The sequence below is a fragment of the Methylobacterium nigriterrae genome (genome assembly GCF_037106235.1).
GTDB lineage: Bacteria > Pseudomonadota > Alphaproteobacteria > Rhizobiales > Beijerinckiaceae > Methylobacterium > Methylobacterium nigriterrae.
The window spans coordinates 114,144-134,027 of sequence record NZ_JBAWTG010000001.1; the positions used below are offsets into that span (position 1 = coordinate 114,144).

Here is a 19,884-nt window from a genome sequence, read left to right on the forward strand (position 1 = left end):
ACTGGCTCGGCACGGCCTTCACGCCGTGGGTGGCCGGGATGGGTCTCCTGGTCTCCTTCACGGCGGATGCGGGCACCGAGAGCGCCATCGGCTCAAGCGTCTTGCCCGAGCGCGACGCGCGCATCGTCCCGGCGCTTCCGCCCGGCACTCTCTTGATCGGCGGGACGGGGCTCCATGACGGCGCCACGGCACTCCTGTCCATCGAGCGGGCCGACCGCGCACCGGCGACGGCCCGGATCGGCGACGAGCCCCTGCGCGGCGACCTCAAGGCGCAGGCACGCGTCTTCCCGGTGGTCCAGCGCCAGGGCAAGGGCAACCCCGTCCTCGCGCCTGGCGCGAGCTTCGAGCGCAGCGCCGTGAGCCTTCGCGAGACCGGCGCCTCGCTCGTCTTCGCCAATCTCACGGGCTCGGTGAGCGGCCTGCTGACGCCGGGCCCCGCGACCTGGAATCCCGAGCTCGAGCCCGACCTCGGCTTCGTGCCGGTGCCCGACCTCGGCCTGACCACGGGAGCCGGGATCGCGGCCTCGACCGGGGAGGCGCGGGCCGACAGCACGCCCGAGGAACGCCACGACGGCTCGACGCCCGCGATTCCCCGCGCGGTGGCGCTCTCCTCGACGACGCCGGCGCCCGCCGACGCCACCCCGATCGAGGTGGCGGCCGCGAGCCTAGCCCTGCCCGGCTTGTCGCTGCGCGGCGACCGCACCGATCCGCCGGCATCCGAGGCGGTGCCCGAGAACGCCCGCCACCGCTACGCCGACCTCATCGAGCCCGACGCCATGGACCGCGAGCAGCGATGCCTGGCGGAAGCGGTCTACTTCGAGGCCCGCAGCGAGCCCGAGGAGGGGCAGGCAGCCGTCGCCCAGGTGGTGCTCAACCGCGTCAAGAGCGGCCTCTACCCGGCCAACGTCTGCGGCGTCGTCTATCAGAACCGGCACCGCTACATGGGCTGCCAATTCTCCTTCGCCTGCGAGGGCAAGTCGCTGCGCATCACCGATGCCGGCTCCTGGCAGACCGCGACGCGGGTCGCCCGCTCGGTGATTGAGGGCCGCACCTACCTGAGCGAGGTCGGCGGCGCGACGCACTACCACGCGGATTACGTGAGGCCCAGCTGGTCGCGGCGCCTGAAGAAGATGGATGTCATCGGCCGGCACATCTTCTACCAGCTCAAGCGCGGGCAGACCTGATCAGCCCGATTAACCATAACAAGGCGGATGGCGAACATCCGATTGATACTTAGGTAGCGCAGAACCTGCGTAGTCCCAACCATGGGTTAATTTTACCCTCGCCGGCGATAGACCTTGCCCGGACTGCAACCCAGCGGCCAGTTGGACGTCGAGATGTGCGCGGACGCGCAGCATCCGCCGTTTTTGCGTTTCAGCCCGAGGAAGCCGTCATGACCGCGCCGGTCACCCGTCTCACGATCCTGCTTGCCGCACTCACCGGCGCCGTCGCCTTCGCCTCCTCCGCTGAGGCCGGCGGCTGCTACGGCGCCGCATGCTACCGCCACGTCACCACGCCGCCGGTCTACGACACCGTGCAGGAGAACGTGCTGGTGCGCCCGCCCCGCACGATCTACCGCACCACGCCGCCCGTCTACGACACGGTCTCCGAGCGGGTTCTCGTGGCCCCGGGCGGTCGCGTCTGGCAGACCCGCCGCGGGCCCTATGGGGAGCTGATCGGCTGCTGGGTGACCACGCCGCCGCAATTCGCGGTGCGCCAGCGCCGCGTCCTCGTGCAGCCCGGCCAGACCATCCCCGAGACGCTGCCGCCCGAATACGCAAGCGTGAGCCGTCGCGTCCTCGTGCAGCCCGCGCGCGCCGGCTGGGTGCCGGTCGGCGGCTACGGCCCCGGACCGGCTCCGCTCGGCGGGCCGGTCCCCGCCGCCTTCGGCATGATGGGCGCGAGTTCGGCCAATATCGGCGTCGGACTCGGCTTCTCGCGCGGCAGCCTCTACGACGGCTACTGAGCCCGACGCGGCCGCCGGGCGACCCGGCGGCTTGACCCGCCTGCGCGTCGCCACAGGTGTCGCGGGACACGGGAGGCGGGCATGGGCACATTCCGGGCATGGGTCGTCGACAAGGCCGAGGCCGGACAGTGCCTCTCCTTCCGAGACTTCGACGAGGCCGACCTGATGGACGGCGACGTCACCGTCCGGGTCACGCACTCGACGCTGAACTACAAGGACGGGCTTGCCCTGACCGGCCGTTCGCCGGTGGTGCGCCGCTTCCCCATGATCCCGGGCGTCGACCTCGCCGGGATCGTCGAGTCGTCGGAGCACCCCGGTTACCGGCCGGGTGACGCGGTCGTCCTGACGGGCTGGGGCGTCGGCGAGACACATCTCGGCGCCTATGCCGAGAAGGCGCGGGTCAGGGGCGACTGGCTGGTGCCGCTGCCCGAGGGCCTGACGCCGGCTCAGGCGATGGCGGTCGGCACCGCCGGCTACACCGCCATGCTGGCCCTCATGGCGCTCGAGCACCACGGCATCCGCCCCGAGGCCGGCCCGGCCGTCGTCACCGGCGCGTCGGGCGGCGTCGGCTCGGTGGCCGTCGCACTCCTCGCCGCGGCCGGCTGGCAGGTGATCGCCTCCTCGGGACGCATGCAGGAGGCGGAATACCTGCGGAGCCTCGGCGCCGCCGAGGTGATCGACCGGGCCACGCTGTCGGGGCCTGCCAAGCCGCTCGCGAAGGAGCGCTGGGCCGCGGGCATCGACGCGGTCGGCTCCACGACGCTCGCCAACCTCCTGTCCATGACGCGGGCGGACGGGGCGGTGGCGGCCTGCGGGCTCGCGCAGGGCATGGACCTGCCGGCGAGCGTCGCCCCGTTCATCCTGCGGGGCGTGTCCTTGCTCGGCATCAACAGCGTCACCACGCCCGGGCCGAAGCGCCGCGAGGCCTGGGCGCGCCTCGCCCGGGACCTCGACCTCGGCCGCCTCGCCGCGATGACGACGACCGTCGGCCTCGCGGAGGTCGGGGGCCTGGCGGAGGCGATCCTGGCCGGCGAGATCCGCGGCCGGACCGTGGTGGAGATCAGCTGACGGCGCGCGGCGCGGAACCTGAACCGTTTCGCCGCATTGCTGTTTTTATGAGCATCGCATTCGTCCGCGAGCGGGAAGGCGGGGAAGCCTTCGAGGATCTCCCCGACCGCCCGATCTCGCCGCACACCAATTTCGTCACGCGGGAAGGGCTCGCGCAGATCGAGGCGGAGGTGAAGCGCCTTCAGGCCGAGGCGAGCGGGCTCAACCCGGACGACAAGGCGTCAATCGCCCGCGTCAGCCGCGACCTGCATTACTGGACCGCACGGCTCGGCACGGCGCAGCTCGTCGAGCGCGTCGAGGGCGACACCGTGCATTTCGGCACGACCGTATCGCTTCTGCGCGAGGACGGCTCGCGCCAGACCTTCCGGATCGTCGGCGAGGACGAGGCCGACCCTGCCAAGGGCTCGATCTCCTACGTGGCCCCGCTCGCGCGCGCGCTCACCGGCAAGAACATCGGCGACGTCGTCGAGGTGAACGGCCACGAGGCCGAGATCACCGACATCAGGTAGGCCGCGCCGCGGCTCGCGCCCGGCGCCCCTCCATCAGGGCGCGCAGGGCCGCCATCTCCTCGGCCGCGAAATCCATGAAGGCCCGCACGCGCGGCGCGTGCCGCAGGTCGGGGTGGGTCAGGAGCCAGAGCGTGCTGGCGAGGTCCGGCTCCGGCTCGCCGAGCCGGATCAGGCCGGGCAGGGCGTCGCCCTTCATGCAGGGCAGCGGACCGATCCCGACCCCCGCCTCGATCGCCTCCGCGAGACCGAGCACCGTATTGAGCTGAAGGGCGATCCGGCCCTGAGCGGCCTGTGCCCTGACGAAGCGCGCGAGCTTGCCGCCGCCGACCGCTTCGCTCGGCGAGACCCAGCACCTGTCCGCCCGGTCGGGCCCGTCCCCGACGCGGCCGTAGACCGCCCATGCAATGCCGGCGAGGCGCCGGCCGACAAGGGTGAGGGGCGGGCTGTCGCTCGCCCGAACCGCCACGTCGGCGTCGCGCCGCGACAGGTTGAGGGCCTCCTCCGAGACGACGAGGTCGAGGCGGATCTGGGGATAGGCCGCCGCGAAGCGACCGAGGACCGGCACCAGCACGTCCGTGACGAAGCTCGCCGCGGCCGTGATCCGCAGCTCGCCCGCCGGCGTCTGCGCCTTGCCGGCAACCTCGCGGGTGAAGCGCGCCACGTCCTCGTCCATGCGCGCGGCGGCCAGCATCATCGCCTCTCCGGCCTGCGTCGGCACGTAGCCCGCGCGGCGGCGCTCGAACAGGCGGGCGTCGAGCGCCGCCTCGACGGCGGCGAGCCGCCGGAACGCCGTCGAGTGGTTGATGCCGAGATGCTCCGCCGCGTGGGTAAGGCCGCCGCGGTCGGCGATGGCCTTCACGAGCCGGAAATCGTCCCAGGCCAGAGGCATGGATCGCTCGTTTCTAAGCGCGCGACCTTGCACGCATGCAAGCGCATTCTTGCACGTCAGGGCATTTCGGCAAGCGGCCGGATAGCCGATATCGGGTCGGGGCAGCGTCGGCGCGGGCTTGAGGCCAGCGCCGGGCCCTCAGTCATGTCTCAAGCGGAAACGCTGCAAGGAGGTCGCGCGATGGCGAAGGTTCTGGTGCTGTACTACTCGTCCTGGGGCCACGTGGAGCAGCTCGCCCACGCGGCGGCGGAGGGCGCGCGCGAGGCGGGCGCGGAGGTGAGCGTGAAGCGGGTTCCGGAACTGGTGCCCGACGAGGTCGCACGGCAGTTCCATTACAAGCTCGACCAGCAGGCGCCGATCGCGAGCCCCAACGAGCTCGCCGATTACGACGCGATCATCTTCGGCACGCCGACCCGGTACGGCAACATGGCCGCCCAGATGAAGCAGTTCATCGACCAGACCGGCAGCCTCTGGGCACAGGGCAAGCTCGTGGGCAAGGTCGGCTCGGCCTTCACCTCGACGGCCTCGCAGCACGGTGGCCAGGAGACCACGCTGACGAGCTTTCACACGGTGCTGCTGCATCACGGCATGGTCATCGTCGGGCTACCCTACGCGTTTCAGGGCCTGAACGGAGTCGAGGCCGTGAAGGGCGGCACGCCCTACGGCGCCACCACTATCGCGGACGGCGACGGCAGCCGCCAGCCGAGCCAGGTCGAGCTCGACGGCGCGCGCTTCCAGGGCCGGCATGTCGCCACCATCGCGGCGAAGCTCGCAGCCTGAACGGCGCGCAAGAAAAAAGGCTCGGATCGCTCCGAGCCTTGAAAGGGAAAAGGCCATTGGGGGCTGAACTGGCCTTCGTGCTGCAACAACACGGGGTCGGCGAAATCGGTTCCGCGTTGCGGCGAAATATTTTCAGCGCGGCGCCGCTGCCCGCCGAAGGCGATCGTTGATCGCCTCGCCGAGGCCCGTCGTCGGGATCGGCGTCACCGCGATCACGGCCGCACCCGAAGCATCGAGCCGGCGCAGGCCCGAGAACAAGGCGGCGGCCGCTTCCGCGAGGTCGCCCCTCTCGCTCAGGTTGAACGAGGCCGCAGCCTTCGGGAGGCCGCCCGGCGAATCGGGACCGAAGAGCAGTGCGGCGTCGCCCGCCTCGATGCTGCGCGCGTCGAGCCGCACCCGGGCCCGCGGCGCGTAGTGCGAGGCGAGGAGGCCCGGCCCGATCGGCCGCGCCGAGTCGTCGGCCTCCGCGCTCCAGACTTCCTGCCCAAGCACCTCGGCGAGCGCCTCGCGGGTGATGCCGCCCGGTCGCAGCAGGCGCGGCCGCCCTCCGAGGCAGGCCACCACGGTCGATTCGACCCCGACCGGCGTTGCCCCGCCATCGAGCAGTGCCGCGATGCGACCATCGAGATCCGCCAGCACGTGCTCGGGCCGGGTGGGGCTGACGCGGCCCGATCGGTTGGCGGACGGAGCCGCCACCGGGCGCCCGACCTCGGCGAGGAATTCATGGGCGAGCGGGCTCGCGGGCACGCGCAGCGCGAGGCTCGGCAGGCCTGCGCGGGCGAGGTCGCACACGCGTGTCCCGGGCGTCGCCGGCACCACCAGGGTGAGCGGACCCGGCCAGAACGCCTCCGCGAGGCGCTCGGCGACCCGGTCGAGCGCGCCCTCGCGGCGGGCAGCCGTGGCGTCGGGCAGGTGCGAGATCAGCGGGTTGAAGCGCGGTCGCTCCTTGGCGTCGAAAATCCCGGTCACGGCAGCCGGGTTCGTCGCGTCGGCCCCGAGGCCGTAGACCGTCTCGGTCGGGAAGGCGACGAGGCGTCCAGCCCGAAGGAGGCGTGCGGCCTCGGCGAGGCCAGCGGGGTCGCCGGCCAGGCGCGCGGTTGCTCCGGAAGGAGCCCCAACGGGCATTGACCCGCGATCGTTCATATATAAACTATCTCCGATCGTGACGGGATGCGCCCTCGGGCGTATGTCGGCTGCGGATGCGTGCCGCCCTTAGGTCCGGGCATGGCTCGCGTCAAACGCCGAGACCGGCCCGACACGGCCAGCGTCGCCGAAGACGACGCGGGAGGGGACATCATGAGCTACCGCGCACCCGTCGCCGAGATGGCCTTTACCCTGCGCCACGTGGCGGGCCTCGATGCGGCCCTCGCCGCCGGGCCGCATGCCGACCTCACCGCCGAGGATGCGCGGGCGATCCTCGAGGAGGCGGGCCGCTTCGCCTCGGGCGTGATCGCGCCCCTCAACCGCGTCGGCGACCGCCACGGCACGCCGCTCAGCGACGGCGCAGTCACCACGCCGCCGGGCTGGCGCGAGGCCTACGGGGCCTTCGTGGAGGGTGGCTGGAACGGGCTTAGCGGACCGGCCGAGCACGGCGGGCAGGGCCTTCCGCTGCTGCTCAACGCCGCCTGCAGCGAGATGTGGAACGCGGCCAGCCTCGCCTTCGGGCTCTGCCCTCTGCTGACGGCGGGCGGGATCGAGGCCCTCGACAAGCACGGCTCGGAGGATCTCAAGAGCCGCTACCTCGACAAGCTCGTCTCGGGCGAGTGGACCGCCACCATGAACCTCACCGAGCCGCAGGCCGGCTCGGACCTCGCGCTCCTGCGCAGCCGCGCCGAGCCGAACGGCGACGGCAGCTACCGGATCACCGGCACCAAGATCTACATCACCTACGGCGAGCACGACCTCACCGACAACATCGTCCATCTCGTGCTGGCGCGCCTGAAGGACGCGCCCGCGGGGACGCGCGGCATCTCGCTGTTCCTCGTGCCCAAGGTCCTTCCGGACGGCAGCCGCAACGACCTGCGCTGCTCGGGCATCGAGCACAAGCTCGGCATCCACGCCTCGCCGACCTGCTCGATGGCCTTCGGCGACGGGGGCGGGGCGACCGGCTGGCTGATCGGCGAGGAGAATCGTGGCCTTGCCTGCATGTTCACGATGATGAACAACGCGCGCCTCAATGTCGGCCTGCAGGGCGTCGCCGTGGCGGAGGCCGCTACGCAGAAGGCGCTCGCCTATGCCCGCGAGCGCCGGCAGGGCCGCGCGCCGGGCGCCGAGGCGACGAGCCCGATCATCGACCATGCCGACGTGCAGCGCATGCTGCTCACGATGAAGGCCTGCACGGCGGCCGCCCGGGGCATCTGCTACCTGACGGCCGCGGCTCTCGACGCCGCGCACGGCCCGGAGGGGCAGGCCGCCCTTGACCGGGCCTCCCTGCTGACGCCGGTGGCCAAGGCCTTCTCCACCGACATCGCCAACGAGGTCACCTCGCTCGGCGTGCAGGTCCATGGCGGCATGGGCTTCGTGGAGGAGACGGGCGCGGCCCAACTCCTGCGCGACGCGCGCATCCTCGCCATCTACGAGGGCACCAACGGCATCCAGGCGATCGACCTCGTCGGTCGCAAGCTCCCGCTCAACGGCGGCAGCGCCGTGCGGGCGCAGATCACCTGGATGCGCGCGGTCGCTGAGGGTGTCCTGAGGGACGGGAATCCCGCCTTCGGCCACACGGCAGCTCGCCTGCGCGCCGCCGTCGAGAGCCTCGACCGCGCCACGAGCCACCAGCTGAGGGCGCTCGCGTCGAACCGGCCCGAGGAGGCGCTCGCGGGTGCGAGCCCGTACCTGCGCCTGTTCGGGCTGGCGCAGGGCGGCGCCTGCCTCGCAAAGGCAGCGCTCGCCGCGAGCGCGGCTCTGAAGGCCGGTGAGACCGACCCGGCGCACGCAGCCCGCATCGCGCTCGCCCGCTTCTTCGCCGAGAACCTCGCCACGGCCGCGGGCGGCCTTGAGCAGACCGTCCTGGACGGCGGCGCCTTCGTGCACGACGCGGCGCTCGCCCTGGCGAGCTGAACCCCGGGAACCCCGATGAGCGAGCACGTCACGATCGAGGATTTTGCCGGCGGCGTCCGGCTGATCCGCATGAACCGGCCCGAGAAGAAGAACGCGCTGACCGGCGCGATGTACGATGCGATGCGGGGCGCGCTGGAGGCGGCGGACTCGGAGGCGTCGGGCGTCGGTGCCGTCGTCTTCGCCGGGCTTCCCGGCCTCTTCACGGCCGGCAACGACCTCGCGGACTTCCAGGCGGGCGCCGGGCGCTCCTTCGCGGACGCTCCGCCGATCGCGTTCATCCGCCGCCTCGCACGCACCCGCACGCCGATGGTGGCGGCGGTCGACGGCATCGCGATCGGGATCGGCACCACGCTGACGCTCCACTGCGACCTCGTCTACGCGAGTCCGGCCGCGCGCTTCCGCATGCCCTTCGTCGAGCTCGGCCTCGTGCCCGAGGGCGCGTCGAGCTACCTGCTGCCGCGCCGCGTCGGCCTTCTCAAGGCCACCGAGATGCTGCTCCTGTCGGAGCCCTTCGGGGCGGACGCGGCGGCCGCCCTCGGGCTCGCCAACGGGGTCGTCCCGTCCGACATGCTCCTGGAGCACGCCGTCTCGCAGGCCGCGCGCCTCGCCGCCCTGCCGCGCGGCGCCGTGGCAGCCTCGCGCCGGCTGATCCGGGGTGATCAGGCGGCCGTCGAGGCGGCGGTCGAGGCCGAGGCCGCGGCCTTCGAGGCCCAGCTGCACTCCGAAGAATCGCAGGCCGCGATCCGATCCTTCTTCGACCGCGGCACGAAGCCGGGCTCAGCCGCGTGACCACGGCGCCGGACCTGACCGGGCGCGTCTGCCTCGTGGCCGGGGCGTCCCGCGGCGTCGGGCGCGGCATCGCCCGCGGCCTCGGCGAGGCCGGCGCCACCGTGATCGTCACGGCGCGCTCCAGCGAGACGGGCCCGCGCACCGAGATGCGCCCCGAGGCCGTCGAGGACACCGCCCGCGAGGTCGATGCGGCCGGCGGCCGGGGCCACCATTACCTGTGCGATCACACGAGCGAGCGTGCCGTCGATGAGCTCATCCGCTGGGTCCTGCGCCGCTTCGGCCGGATCGACGTGGCGGTGTCGAGCGTCTGGGGCGGCAACGAGGGCTACGACGGCGCGCGCTACCCCGACGGGTCGGCCTGGGGCACGCCGTTCTGGCGCCGCTCGGCCGAGCCCTTCGGCGGCTTCCTCGGGGCCGGCCCCTATGCGGGCCTGCTCCTCGCCCGAGCGGTGGCGCCCGCCATGGTCTCGGCCGGGCGCGGGCTCCTCGTCCTCGTCTCCTTCGACACCTCGGACGGGTATCTCGGCGACGTCTACTACGACCTCGCCAAGGCGACGACGAACCGGCTCGCCTTCGCGATCGGCGAGGAGCTGCGGCCCCGCGGCGTGACCGCTCTCGCGCTCTCGCCGGGCTTCGTGTGCACCGAGCGGGTGCGCGATCTCGGGGAGGCGGAGCGCGCCACCGAGAGCCCGCTCTATGCCGGGCGCGCCGTGGCGGCGCTCGCCGCCGACGCGGTGGTGCTGGAGCGGGCCGGGCAGGTTCTGCACGCGGGCGACCTCGCCCGCCGGTACGGGTTCACGGATGCCGACGGCACCCAGCCGCCGCGCTTCCGGATCGGAACGTGAGGAGTGCACCATGGGCGGATCGCTGAAGGGCAAGACCCTCTTCATCACGGGGGCCTCGCGGGGCATCGGGCTCGCCATCGGCCTGCGGGCGGCCCGCGACGGGGCCAACGTCGCGATCGCGGCCAAGACCGACACGCCGCACCCGAAGCTCGAGGGCACGATCCACACGGCCGCGGCCGCCATCGAGGAAGCCGGCGGCCGGGCGCTGCCGCTCGTCGTCGACGTGCGCGACGAGGACAGCGTCGCGGCCGCGATCGCCAGGACCGCCGAGGCGTTCGGCGGCCTCGACATCGTCGTCAACAACGCGAGCGCGATCTCGCTGACGCCGACGCCGCAGACCGAGATGAAGCGCTTCGACCTGATGCACCAGATCAACACGCGCGGCACCTACATGGTCTCGAAATACGCGATTCCCTATCTCGAGAAGGCGCAGAACCCGCACATCCTGATGCTGTCGCCGCCGCTCGACATGCAGGAGAAGTGGTTCGCGCCGCACCTCGCCTACACGCTGGCGAAGTTCGGCATGTCGTTGTGCGTGCTGGGACTTTCGGGCGAGCTGCGCGGCCGCGGCATCGCCGTCAACGCGCTCTGGCCGCGGACCACGATCGCGACCGCGGCCGTCAGCAACCTGCTGGGCGGCGAGGCGCTGATGCAGGCGAGCCGCACGCCCGAGATCATGGCGGACGCAGCCCATGAACTTTTCATGAAATCCTCGCGCGCGATCACCGGGCGGTTCCTCATCGACGACACCTTCCTGCACGAGAACGGCGTCACGGACTTTTCAAAATACCGCGTCACACCCGGCGTCCCGCTTGCGCCGGACTTCTTCGTGCCAGATGGGAACGAGCCACCGCCCAACGCCCTAGCCTGAGACTCCCCTTGATCTTCATCCACCAGCCGGTCGCCGGCATCGGGCATTCCCTGCTCGAGCGCCGACCCCTCGAACTGCAGGAGCCCATTCCCGAGGACACGGTCTGGCTCGACATGATCCGCCCGAGCCGCGAGGAGGACCTCAAGGTCGAGGGCTTCATGGGCATCCAGGTGCCGACCCGGGAGGAGATGAAGGACATCGAGCCCTCGGAGCTCCTCTATGTCGAGGACGGGGCCCGCTACATGACCGGGCGCGTGCTCTCGAAGGTCAGCGATTCCGAGGAGCCGGGGCTCGCCGGCATCACCTTCATCCTGCGCGACAACCGCCTCGTCACGGTGCGCTACGAGGAGCCGCAGGCCTTCCGGATGTACACCCAGCGCGCCGGCCGCTCGACCGGCAACGGCCCGGCGAGCTTCACCTCGGGCGAGACCATCCTGGCCGGCCTGATCGAGACGGTGATCGACCGGGCCGCCGACGTGCTCCAGCTCCAGGGCGAGCGCATCGACCGGCTCTCGGGCAAGATCTTCGAGGTCCAGGACGACCCCTCCGCCCGCAACACCGCGCTTCAGGACACGCTCCGGGCGCTCGGGCGGCACGGCGACCTGATCTCGAAGCAGCGCGAGAGCCTCGTGTCGATGGAGCGCATCCTGCTCTCGCTCTCGGCGACCTACCGCAGCAGCAAGGCGCCGCGGGAGCTGCGCGAGGATGTGCGCTCGACCCTGCGCGACCTGCAATCGCTCGAGGAGCACGCCACCTTCCTGTCGACCAAGATCCAGTTCCTGCTCGACGCGACCCTCGGCCTCGTCAACCTCGAGCAGAACAACATCATCAAGCTGTTCTCGGTCATGGCGGTGGTGTTCATGCCGCCGACGCTGATCGCCTCGATCTACGGCATGAACTTCAAGGCGATGCCGGAGCTCGACTGGGGCCTCGGCTACCCGATGGCGGTGATCATGATGGTCGTCGCGGCGGTGCTGCCCTACGTGTTCTTCCGCTGGAAGCGCTGGCTCTGACCGGCCGGTCGTCGGATACACCTCTGGGTTGTGATCGTCGTCTGTTCGGCCAGGCTCCGCCTTGGCACGCGATCCGGCCGCGGATAGACACGACTCGGTTGCGCTCTCGTGCGGGACGGGCAGTTTCCGTCCGGCGGGTCCGGGGGCGGGTTCACCTCAAGGATCGAGACCGGACTCCATGACAGCGGCAGCCGAGGCATCGGACAGGGCGAAGACCGGGATCTGGGGACTCGACGACGTGCTGGCGGGCGGCCTCGTGCGCGACCGCTTCTACCTCCTCGAGGGCAGCCCCGGCACCGGCAAAACCACGGTGGCGCTGCAATTCCTGCGCGAAGGCGCGGCGCTCGGCGAGAAGACCCTTTACATCACCCTGTCGGAGACCGAGGTGGAGCTGCGCGAGACCGCGCGGTCGCACGGGTGGACGCTCGACGCGAGCGTGGAGGTGTTCGAGCTGATCCCGCCCGAGAGCCTGCTCGACGCCAATCAGCAGCAGAGCCTGCTCTACTCGTCGGACCTCGAACTCGGCGAGACCACCCGGCAGGTCTTCGACGTGGTCGACCGCGTCAAGCCGAGCCGCATCGTGCTCGACAGCCTCTCGGAGATCCGGCTGCTCGCCGGCTCGTCGCTGCGCTACCGGCGCCAGATCCTGGCGCTCAAGCACTACTTCTCGCGCCACGCCACCACGGTGCTGATGCTCGACGACCTGACCTCCGACGCCCTCGACAAGACCGTGCACAGCGTCGCGCACGGGGTCATCCGGCTCGAGGAACTCGCCCCGGATTACGGGGCCCAGCGCCGCCGCATGCGCGTGCTCAAGTACCGCGGCCAGCGTTTCCGCGGGGGCTACCACGATTTCACCATCGCCACGGGCGGCGTGCAGGTGTTCCCGCGCCTCGTCTCCCTCGAGCACAAGACCGGCTTCGGACGCGATCGCCTCGTCAGCGGCATCGGCGAGCTCGACGCCCTGCTCGGCGGCGGCATCGAGAAGGGCTCGAGCACGCTCATCCTGGGACCGGCCGGCACCGGCAAGTCGCTCTTCGCGATCCAGTACGTCCTGGCGGCGGCGGCCCGGGCCGAGCGCGCCGCCATGTTCGTGTTCGACGAGGAGCTCGGCCTGCTGTTCGAGCGCACCCGCCGGATGGGATTCGACCTCGAAGGCCTGCGCGACGCGGGGCAGCTCATGATCGAGCAGGTCGACGCCGCCGAACTGTCCCCCGGCGAGTTCGCCCACAAGGTGCGCGGGCTCGTCGACGAGAACGCGGTCAAGACCGTGGTGGTCGACAGCCTCAACGGCTACCAGGCGGCGATGCCCGAGGAGAAGTCCCTCGTCCTGCACGTCCACGAGCTGCTGCAATACCTGAACCGCCAGGGGGCGACGACCTTCCTGACGGTGGCCCAGCACGGCCTCGTCGGCGACATGCAGGCCCCCGTCGACGTCACCTACCTCGCCGACACCGTGATCCTGCTCCGCTACTTCGAGGCGCTCGGGCGGGTGCGGCGGGCGATCTCGGTCGTCAAGAAGCGGGCCGGCGCGCACGAGGACACGATCCGGGAGTATCGGATCGGCGGCTCGGGCCTGAGCATCGGCGCACCGCTCGAAGGATTCCAGGGGGTGCTGCGAGGCGTCCCGACCTATGTCGGCAAGGGCGGGAGCCTGTCTCGCCTGGAGAGCGAGGCCGGCGCGTGAGTGCGCCCGACAACCCGCTTTCCGAGCGGATCCTGATCCTGGCTCCGCACGGGCGCGACGCCGCCATCGCGGCCTCGCTGCTCGCCGAGGCGCGAATCCCGGCCGTGCTCTGCGACGACCTCCACGGCGTCCATCGGGGCCTCGTCGAGGGGGCCGGCATGGCCCTCATGACCGAGGAGGCCGTGCGCACCGCCGATCTCGGGCCGATCCGCCAGTGGATCGCGAACCAGCCGCCCTGGTCGGACATGCCCTTCATCCTGCTGACGGGACGCGGCGGCGGGCCGGAGCGCAATCCCGCGGCGGCCCGGCTCTCGGAGGTGCTCGGCAACGTCACCTTCCTGGAGCGGCCCTTCCACCCGACGACGCTGGTGAGCGTGGCGCGCACGGCGCTGCGCGGCCGGCGGCGGCAATACGAGGCGCGGGCGCGCCTGGAGGAGCTGCGCGAGGGCGAGGGCAAGCTGAAGGTGGCCCTGCGAGCCGAGCAGCGCGGCGCCCAGCACCAGCGCCTCCTCATCGACGAGTTGAACCACCGGGTGAAGAACACGCTGGCGACGGTGCAGTCGATCGCCACGCAGACGCTCCGCAACGCCGACACCAACGACGAGGCCTACGCCTCGCTGGAGACGCGGCTCCTGGCGCTGTCGCGCGCCCACGACGTGCTCACCCGCGAGAACTGGGAGGGCGCCAACCTCAGCGAGGTGGTGACCCAGGCCATCGCGCCCTATCGCGGCCGGGGCGGCGAGCGCTTCCGCGTCGACGGTCCCGATGTGCGCCTGTGCCCCCGCATGTCGCTCGCCATCGCCATGGCGATCCAGGAACTCGCCACCAACGCGGTGAAATACGGCGCCCTCTCGAGCCCGGATGGCGGCGTGACGATCGACTGGACCGTGATCAACGGCGCCAGCCCGCCGCGCCTCGCCTTCCGCTGGACCGAGTCGGGAGGCCCGACCGTGCGGCCCCCGAAGCGCCGCGGCTTCGGCTCGCGCCTGATCGAGCGCAACCTCGCCCGCGATCTCGACGGCGCGGTCGAGATCCGCTTCGCGCCCACCGGCGTCGTCTGCACGGTGGACGCGCCGATCGCCTGAGGCTCCGGAGCCATGTGCGGACGCTTCATCATCGCGCTGGCCCCGGAGGTGTTCCGGGCGTTCTACGGCTATCCCGAGCGGCCGAACTTCCCGCCCCGCTACAACGTGGCGCCGACGCAGCCGGTAGCGGTGGTGCTGCAGGACGGCGCCGAACGGCATTTCCGGCTGATGCGCTGGGGCTTCTGGCCGGGCTGGCTGAAGGACCCGAAGGGCTTCCCCCTGCTCATCAATGCCCGGGTCGAGACGGTGCGGGAGAAGCCGGCCTTCCGCGGGGCGCTGCGCCACCGCCGCTGCGTCTTCCTGGCCGACGGGTTCTACGAGTGGCGCCGCGAGGGCAGCGGGGGCCAGTCCGTGAAAACGCCGTTCAAGATCAGCCGCGCGGACGGCGCCCCGATGGCGCTGGCCGGCCTGTGGGAGACCTGGGCGGGGGCGGACGGCTCGGAGGTCGACACCGCCGCGATCGTCACGACGGGCGCCAACGGCACGATGGCGGCGATCCACGACAGGATGCCCGCGATCCTGGCGCCCGAGGCGGTCGAGCCCTGGCTCGACACACGCGCGGTCGAGGCCGGGCCTGCCGCCGCCCTGTGCCGCCCCTGTCCCGACGACTGGCTGCGCCTCGACCCCGTGAGCGCCCGCGTCAACGACGCGCGCAACGACGATGCCGGCCTGATCGAGCCGACGGGCCGGCCGCAGGCGGCGCCGCCATCGGCCTCGGCCCGGGAAGGCCCCCGCAACAGCGATGAGGGCGGGCAGGGCTCGCTGTTCTGACGGCGCCTAGAGCATGCTCTAACTCATTGAGTCGATCATGTTTTCCGCGTTTTGCCCGATTCGGTCGAAACGCGGCATGATCTAGCAGCCGCGGCAGATGCTGCCCTCGATCCCGTCGATCGTCTTGCGCTCGCGGCGCTCCTCGGCCCGAGGCGGCGTCTCGCCCGGTCCGAGCGAGGTGCCCGGCGGCTTCGTGACCCCGAGCGAGTTCGTGTAGGGCGCCGTGATGGTCGATTGCGGGCCGCCCCCGGTGCCGGTCTCGTCGGCAGGGCCCCGGAGGTCCCGCTGGGCGAGGATCGGCAGGGGGGCGAACAGGCTGGCCGCGGCGGCGGCGCGGATCAGATGGGATGACAGCATGGCGGCCTCCGGCGCCCGGACGACGCGGCTCTCGCGCGAAGGTTCGGGGGGCACAACCGTATCAATCAGCCCGGGCCTGTCTATCGCCGCCTGCGCACCGTTTCCCGGCCGAAGACCCCGACGAGCTCCACGTGGGCCGAATGGGCGAACTGGTCGACGGGCGTGACCCGCTCCAGCCGGTAGCCCCCGGCCACGAGGGTCGCGGCATCGCGCGCGAAGGTGCCCGCGTCGCAGGCGACGCCGACGACGCGGGGGACCTTCGATTCGGCGAGCTGCTTCGCCTGCGCCTGCGCGCCGGCCCGCGGCGGGTCGAACACGACCGCGTCGAAGGCGTTCAGCTCGTGGGCGAGCAGCGGGCGCCGGAACAGGTCGCGGCGCTCGTGGGTGACGCGGCGCAGGCCCGCGGTCGCCCGGACGGCGCGGTCGAGGCCCGCGAGCGCGGCCGCCTCGCCCTCGACGGCGTGGACCTCGTGCGCCCGGGCGAGCGCCAGCGTGAAGGGGCCGCAGCCCGCGAACAGGTCGGCCACCCGGCGGGTCCTGCGGTCCATGGCCGCGAGCACCTCGGCCGTGAGCGCCCGCTCGCCGGCCTCGGTCGCCTGCAGGAAGCCTCCGGGCGGGGGCAGCAGGTCGGCCTCGCCCGAGGTCAGGCGGACGGGGCGGCGCTCGACCAGGGTGTCGCCGTGCAGCGAGAGCCGCGCGAGGTCGTGCTCGCCCGCGAGCCGCACGAGCGCGGCGCGCACGCCGTCGGGCGCGGGGCCGTGGCCGCGGATATCCACGTCGAGGCCGGATCCGGTCGCCGTCACCGCCACGTCGAGGGCCTTGCGGCCGTGGCCGAGCGGGGCGCTGAGGGCGCGGGCGATCTCCGGGGCGGGCGCCAGGGCCGGCACCGTGATGGGGCAGCGGTCGATCGCGACGAGGGCGTGGCTGCGGGCCTCCATCAGCCCGGCCTCGGCCCGGCCCTGCGGCGCGCGCACGTGCAGGGTGATGCGCCGCCGCCCGGCGCCGTGGGCGAGGACGAGCGGCTCCGGCTCGATGTCGATCCCGGCCTGCGACAGGGCCTGGGCGACGAGCCCGCGCTTCCAGGCCGCATAGGGACCGGGCGCGAGATGCTGCGCGGCGCAGCCGCCGCAGCGCCCGAAATACGGGCAGAACGGCGCGACGCGGTCGAGGGAGGGCTCCTCCACGGCGACGAGGTCGCCGCGGCTGCCGGCGCGGGTGATCGCGACGCGCTCGCCGGGCAGCGCGCCGGAAACCGGCGTGCCGTCCTCCGCGATGCCGTCCCCCCGCGCACCGAGGCGGCGGATCGTGACGGTGTCGGTCTCAACCATGGGTCTGTCCGGGTTCGACCGGGGCGGTGGCACCGATCAGGAATTCGCGGTTGCCGTCGCCGCCCTCGACCGGGGAGGGCACGAGGCCCAGGACGGCGAAGGCGAGCCCCTCCAGGCAGGCGCGGACCGCCTCGCAGACCTCGGCGTGGATGCCGGCGTCGCGCACGAGCCCGCCGCGCCCGACCCGGTCCCGCCCGGCCTCGAACTGCGGCTTGATCAGGGCCGCCAGGGGGGCGCCCGGCGCCAGGAGCGGCGGCAGCGCCGGCAGCACGAGGCGGAGCGAGATGAAGCTCACGTCGATTACCGCGAGGCCCGGCGGCCGCGGGATCGCCGCGCGGTCGAGGCTGCGGGCATCCGTGCCCTCGAGGCTCGTCACCCGCGGGTCCGCCCGCAGCGAGGGATGCAGCTGGCCGCGCCCGACATCGACGGCGTAGACATGGGCCGCGCCGCGCCGGAGCAGCGCGTCGGTGAAGCCGCCCGTCGAGGCGCCGACGTCGAGGCAGATCCGGCCGCGCGGATCGAGCGCGAAGGCGTCGAGGGCCGCGGCGAGCTTGAGGCCGCCCCGGGAGACGAAGGGATGGGGCTGGCGCGCCTCGATCACGGCGTCGGGCGCGAGCGCGTCCGAGGCGCGCGCCACCGCGCGGCCGTCGGCCGTGACGAGCCCGGCCGCGATGGCGGCCTGGGCCCGCGCCCGGCTCTCGTAGAAGCCCCGCTCCACCAGGAGCCGGTCGGCGCGGGGCCGGTCCCGATTCATGTCGTTCGGAAGTCTCCGCGGATCGTTTACGGTCAAGCCCTGTCGAAGGGCGGCGCGCGCGCCTAACTAGCCCAGCGTGGAGAGGAGAGCCATCACATGACACGCCTTTTGCCGTTTCTCGCGCTTCTCGCGAGCGTGCCCGCCGCCGCGACCGTCGCCCTGGCCCAGCCGGCCGAGACCCCCGCCGCCCCCGCCGCGCCCCAGACCTTCGAGAGTGAGATCCGGAACACCAAGGGCGAGCCGATCGGCACGATCGCGATCCGGGACGGCGCCAACGCGCTGGTGATGCGTCTCGCCATCAAGGCCGGCGGCCTGCCGCCCGGCTGGCACGGCATCCACTTCCACGCGGTGGGCGACTGCACGGACACCGAGAAGTTCGAGAAGTCGAAGGCCCACGTGAACCACGACCAGAGCAAGCACGGGCTCCTCAACCCCGACGGGCCGGACGAGGGCGACCTGCCGAACGTCTTCGCCGGCCAGGACGGCTCGGTGAACGCGGAGGTCTCGAGCGAGACGCCGCTCACCGGCGAGGGCGGCCTGAGGGACGGCGACGGCTCGGCGCTGATCATCCACGCCAACCCCGACGACCATTCGACCCAGCCGATCGGCGGCGCGGGCCCGCGCATCGCCTGCGCGGTGATCAAGTAGGGCGCGCGCCCTCGCGGGGCGGGGACGCCTCCCTGATCAGGCGGGCGCGAGCCTGGGCTTGGCGCCGAGCGCCTCCTCGACGGTGCCGGCGCCGTCGAGATAGCCGTGCTTCTTCGGGTTCGGCATGATCACCGAGGCCACGAAGGCGATGGCCAGCATCACGGTGACGTACCAGAAGAAGGCCGGCTCGTTGCCGGCATCCTTGAACCAGAGGGCGACGTACTCGGCCGTGCCCCCGAAGGTGGCGTTGGCGAGCGCGTAGGAGAGGCCGACGCCGAGCGCCCGCACCGTGGTGGGGAACAGCTCCGCCTTCACGATGCCGCTGATGCCCGTGTAGAAGCTGATCACCACGAGGCCGAGCGTGATCAGCGCGAAGGCGAGGACGGGGTCCTTGTTGGAGCCCAGCATCGTCATCAGCGGCACCACCATCAGGGTGCCCAGCCCGCTGTAGAGCAGCATGTTGGCCTTGCGGCCGATCCTGTCCGAGAGCGCCCCGAAGATCGGCTGGATCAGCATGTAGACGAGCAGCACGAGGGTCATCACCTGCGAGGCGGTGGTCTTCTCCATCTGCGCGGTGTTGACGAGGTATTTCTGCATGTAGGTCGTGAAGGTGTAGAAGCTGAGCGACCCGCCGGCCGTGTAGGCGAGCACCACGCAGAAGGCGCGCCAGTGCTTGGCGAGCTCGCCGAAGGTGCCGGCCTGCTCGCGGTCGCCGCCATGCACCACCGTCTCGGCGAGCGAGCGCCGCAGGTAGAGCGCCACCACCGCCGCGAGCGCGCCGATGAAGAACGGGATGCGCCAGCCGAAGGCCCTGAGCTCGTCCGCGGAGAGGATCGCCTGCAGCGAGACGAGGACGAGCGAGGCGAGCAGCTGCCCGCCGATCAGCGTCACGTACTGGAACGAGGCGTAGAAGCCGCGCTTCCCCTTCACCGCCACCTCGCTCATGTAGGTGGCGCTGGTGCCGTACTCGCCGCCGACCGAGACGCCCTGGACCATGCGGGCGAGGAGCAGCAGGACCGGGGCCGCCGTGCCGACCGTCTCGTAGGTCGGCAGCACGCCGATGGCGAGCGAGCCCGCGCACATCATCAGCACCGAGATCACCATCGAGGTGCGCCGCCCGAGCCGGTCGGCGATGCGCCCGAACAGCCAGCCGCCGATCGGCCGCATGAAGAAGCCGACCGCGAAGATGCCGGCGGTCTGCAGGAGCTGGCTGGTGCTGTCGCCCTTCGGGAAGAAGGCGGGCGCGAAGTAGAGGGCGAAGAAGGCGTAGCAGTAGAAGTCGTACCACTCGACCAGGTTGCCCGAGGACGAGCCGACGATCGCCATGATGCGTCGGCGCCGGTCTGCCGCCTCGTCCTGGGCGGACGGTGCGATCCCGATCGAGTCGGACATGGCGTTCCCCTGAACCTGTCTGTCGGCCTCGTGGCCGCTCTCGAAGACCGGACTTAGCCCCCTCACGGTGAG

Annotated in this window: 20 protein-coding genes; 14 read left to right on the forward strand and 6 right to left on the reverse strand. The window is 72.1% G+C overall.

The features are described 5' to 3' along the window. Positions 1-29 precede the first annotated feature (29 nt). The 4 genes from WDW90_RS00540 (at position 30) to greA (ending at position 3,543) form a co-directional block, all read left to right on the forward strand. Positions 30-1,184 (forward strand): cell wall hydrolase, encoded by a 1,155-nt coding sequence (locus WDW90_RS00540; protein WP_336485496.1) that lies wholly within the window; start codon positions 30-32, stop codon positions 1,182-1,184. Positions 1,185-1,393: 209 nt separating this feature from the next. Beyond that, positions 1,394-1,966: a hypothetical protein gene (locus WDW90_RS00545; RefSeq protein WP_336485297.1), complete on the forward strand. Its 573-nt coding sequence runs from the start codon at positions 1,394-1,396 to the stop codon at positions 1,964-1,966. 81 nt (positions 1,967-2,047) lie between these two features. Continuing rightward, entirely contained in the window at positions 2,048-3,034 is a 987-nt protein-coding gene (acuI, locus tag WDW90_RS00550) for an acrylyl-CoA reductase (NADPH) (protein ID WP_336485298.1), read from the forward strand. A 47-nt stretch (positions 3,035-3,081) separates the two neighbouring features. Continuing rightward, a complete protein-coding gene (gene greA / locus WDW90_RS00555; RefSeq protein WP_336485299.1) occupies positions 3,082-3,543 on the forward strand; it encodes a transcription elongation factor GreA in 462 nt (153 codons plus the stop codon). On the opposite strand, the gene WDW90_RS00560 is transcribed toward greA, so the two are convergent. Next, positions 3,536-4,432, reverse strand: coding sequence for a LysR family transcriptional regulator (locus tag WDW90_RS00560; protein ID WP_336485300.1), 897 nt, complete (start codon positions 4,430-4,432; stop codon positions 3,536-3,538). The genes greA and WDW90_RS00560 overlap by 8 nt on opposite strands. 180 nt (positions 4,433-4,612) lie before the next feature. Between WDW90_RS00560 and wrbA the strand changes: the two genes are divergently transcribed. Continuing rightward, entirely contained in the window at positions 4,613-5,212 is a 600-nt protein-coding gene (gene wrbA, locus WDW90_RS00565; protein WP_336485301.1) for an NAD(P)H:quinone oxidoreductase, read from the forward strand. A 132-nt stretch (positions 5,213-5,344) separates the two neighbouring features. Here wrbA and WDW90_RS00570 read toward each other — a convergent pair whose 3' ends face one another. Then, positions 5,345-6,355 carry an L-threonylcarbamoyladenylate synthase gene (locus WDW90_RS00570; RefSeq protein ID WP_336485302.1) on the reverse strand — a complete coding sequence of 337 codons (1,011 nt, stop codon included), beginning with the start codon at positions 6,353-6,355 and terminating at the stop codon, positions 5,345-5,347. A gap of 153 nt (positions 6,356-6,508) precedes the next feature. Between WDW90_RS00570 and WDW90_RS00575 the strand changes: the two genes are divergently transcribed. The 8 genes from WDW90_RS00575 (at position 6,509) to WDW90_RS00610 (ending at position 15,333) form a co-directional block, all read left to right on the forward strand. After that, the gene (locus WDW90_RS00575; RefSeq protein ID WP_336485303.1) at positions 6,509-8,272 is read left to right on the forward strand and encodes an acyl-CoA dehydrogenase family protein; all 1,764 of its coding nucleotides are present in this window, start codon (positions 6,509-6,511) and stop codon (positions 8,270-8,272) included. A gap of 15 nt (positions 8,273-8,287) precedes the next feature. Continuing rightward, positions 8,288-9,061, forward strand: a complete 774-nt coding sequence (locus tag WDW90_RS00580; RefSeq protein WP_336485304.1) for an enoyl-CoA hydratase-related protein — start codon at positions 8,288-8,290, stop codon at positions 9,059-9,061. 35 nt (positions 9,062-9,096) lie between these two features. Beyond that, positions 9,097-9,906, forward strand: a complete 810-nt coding sequence (locus WDW90_RS00585) for an SDR family NAD(P)-dependent oxidoreductase (RefSeq protein ID WP_336485497.1) — start codon at positions 9,097-9,099, stop codon at positions 9,904-9,906. Between the two features lie 10 nt (positions 9,907-9,916). Beyond that, on the forward strand, positions 9,917-10,777 hold the full coding sequence (locus WDW90_RS00590) for an SDR family oxidoreductase (RefSeq protein WP_336485305.1): 861 nt from the start codon (positions 9,917-9,919) through the stop codon (positions 10,775-10,777). Positions 10,778-10,785: 8 nt separating this feature from the next. Beyond that, positions 10,786-11,790, forward strand: a complete 1,005-nt coding sequence (locus tag WDW90_RS00595) for a magnesium transporter CorA family protein (protein WP_336485306.1) — start codon at positions 10,786-10,788, stop codon at positions 11,788-11,790. Positions 11,791-11,968: 178 nt separating this feature from the next. Further along, positions 11,969-13,477, forward strand: coding sequence for an ATPase domain-containing protein (locus WDW90_RS00600; RefSeq protein WP_336485307.1), 1,509 nt, complete (start codon positions 11,969-11,971; stop codon positions 13,475-13,477). Then, on the forward strand, positions 13,474-14,562 hold the full coding sequence (locus tag WDW90_RS00605; protein ID WP_336485308.1) for a sensor histidine kinase: 1,089 nt from the start codon (positions 13,474-13,476) through the stop codon (positions 14,560-14,562). The genes WDW90_RS00600 and WDW90_RS00605 overlap by 4 nt, the downstream gene beginning before the upstream one ends. 12 nt (positions 14,563-14,574) lie before the next feature. Then, positions 14,575-15,333: an SOS response-associated peptidase gene (locus WDW90_RS00610; protein ID WP_336485309.1), complete on the forward strand. Its 759-nt coding sequence runs from the start codon at positions 14,575-14,577 to the stop codon at positions 15,331-15,333. Between the two features lie 81 nt (positions 15,334-15,414). Here the strand turns inward: WDW90_RS00610 and WDW90_RS00615 are convergent, their stop codons facing one another. The 3 genes from WDW90_RS00615 to WDW90_RS00625 form a co-directional block, all read right to left on the reverse strand. Further along, on the reverse strand, positions 15,415-15,690 hold the full coding sequence (locus WDW90_RS00615) for a hypothetical protein (RefSeq protein ID WP_336485310.1): 276 nt from the start codon (positions 15,688-15,690) through the stop codon (positions 15,415-15,417). An 80-nt stretch (positions 15,691-15,770) separates the two neighbouring features. Next, positions 15,771-17,018 carry a class I SAM-dependent RNA methyltransferase gene (locus WDW90_RS00620; protein ID WP_336485311.1) on the reverse strand — a complete coding sequence of 416 codons (1,248 nt, stop codon included), beginning with the start codon at positions 17,016-17,018 and terminating at the stop codon, positions 15,771-15,773. Beyond that, positions 17,011-17,772 (reverse strand): TlyA family RNA methyltransferase, encoded by a 762-nt coding sequence (locus WDW90_RS00625; protein WP_336485312.1) that lies wholly within the window; start codon positions 17,770-17,772, stop codon positions 17,011-17,013. The genes WDW90_RS00620 and WDW90_RS00625 overlap by 8 nt, the downstream gene beginning before the upstream one ends. Before the next feature lie 96 nt (positions 17,773-17,868). On the opposite strand from WDW90_RS00625, the gene WDW90_RS00630 reads away from it, so the two are divergent. Beyond that, complete coding sequence (locus tag WDW90_RS00630; RefSeq protein ID WP_336485313.1) at positions 17,869-18,420, forward strand: superoxide dismutase family protein; 552 nt, start codon at positions 17,869-17,871, stop codon at positions 18,418-18,420. Between the two features lie 36 nt (positions 18,421-18,456). On the opposite strand, the gene WDW90_RS00635 is transcribed toward WDW90_RS00630, so the two are convergent. Further along, positions 18,457-19,812, reverse strand: a complete 1,356-nt coding sequence (locus tag WDW90_RS00635) for an MFS family transporter (protein ID WP_336485314.1) — start codon at positions 19,810-19,812, stop codon at positions 18,457-18,459. Positions 19,813-19,884 lie beyond the last annotated feature (72 nt).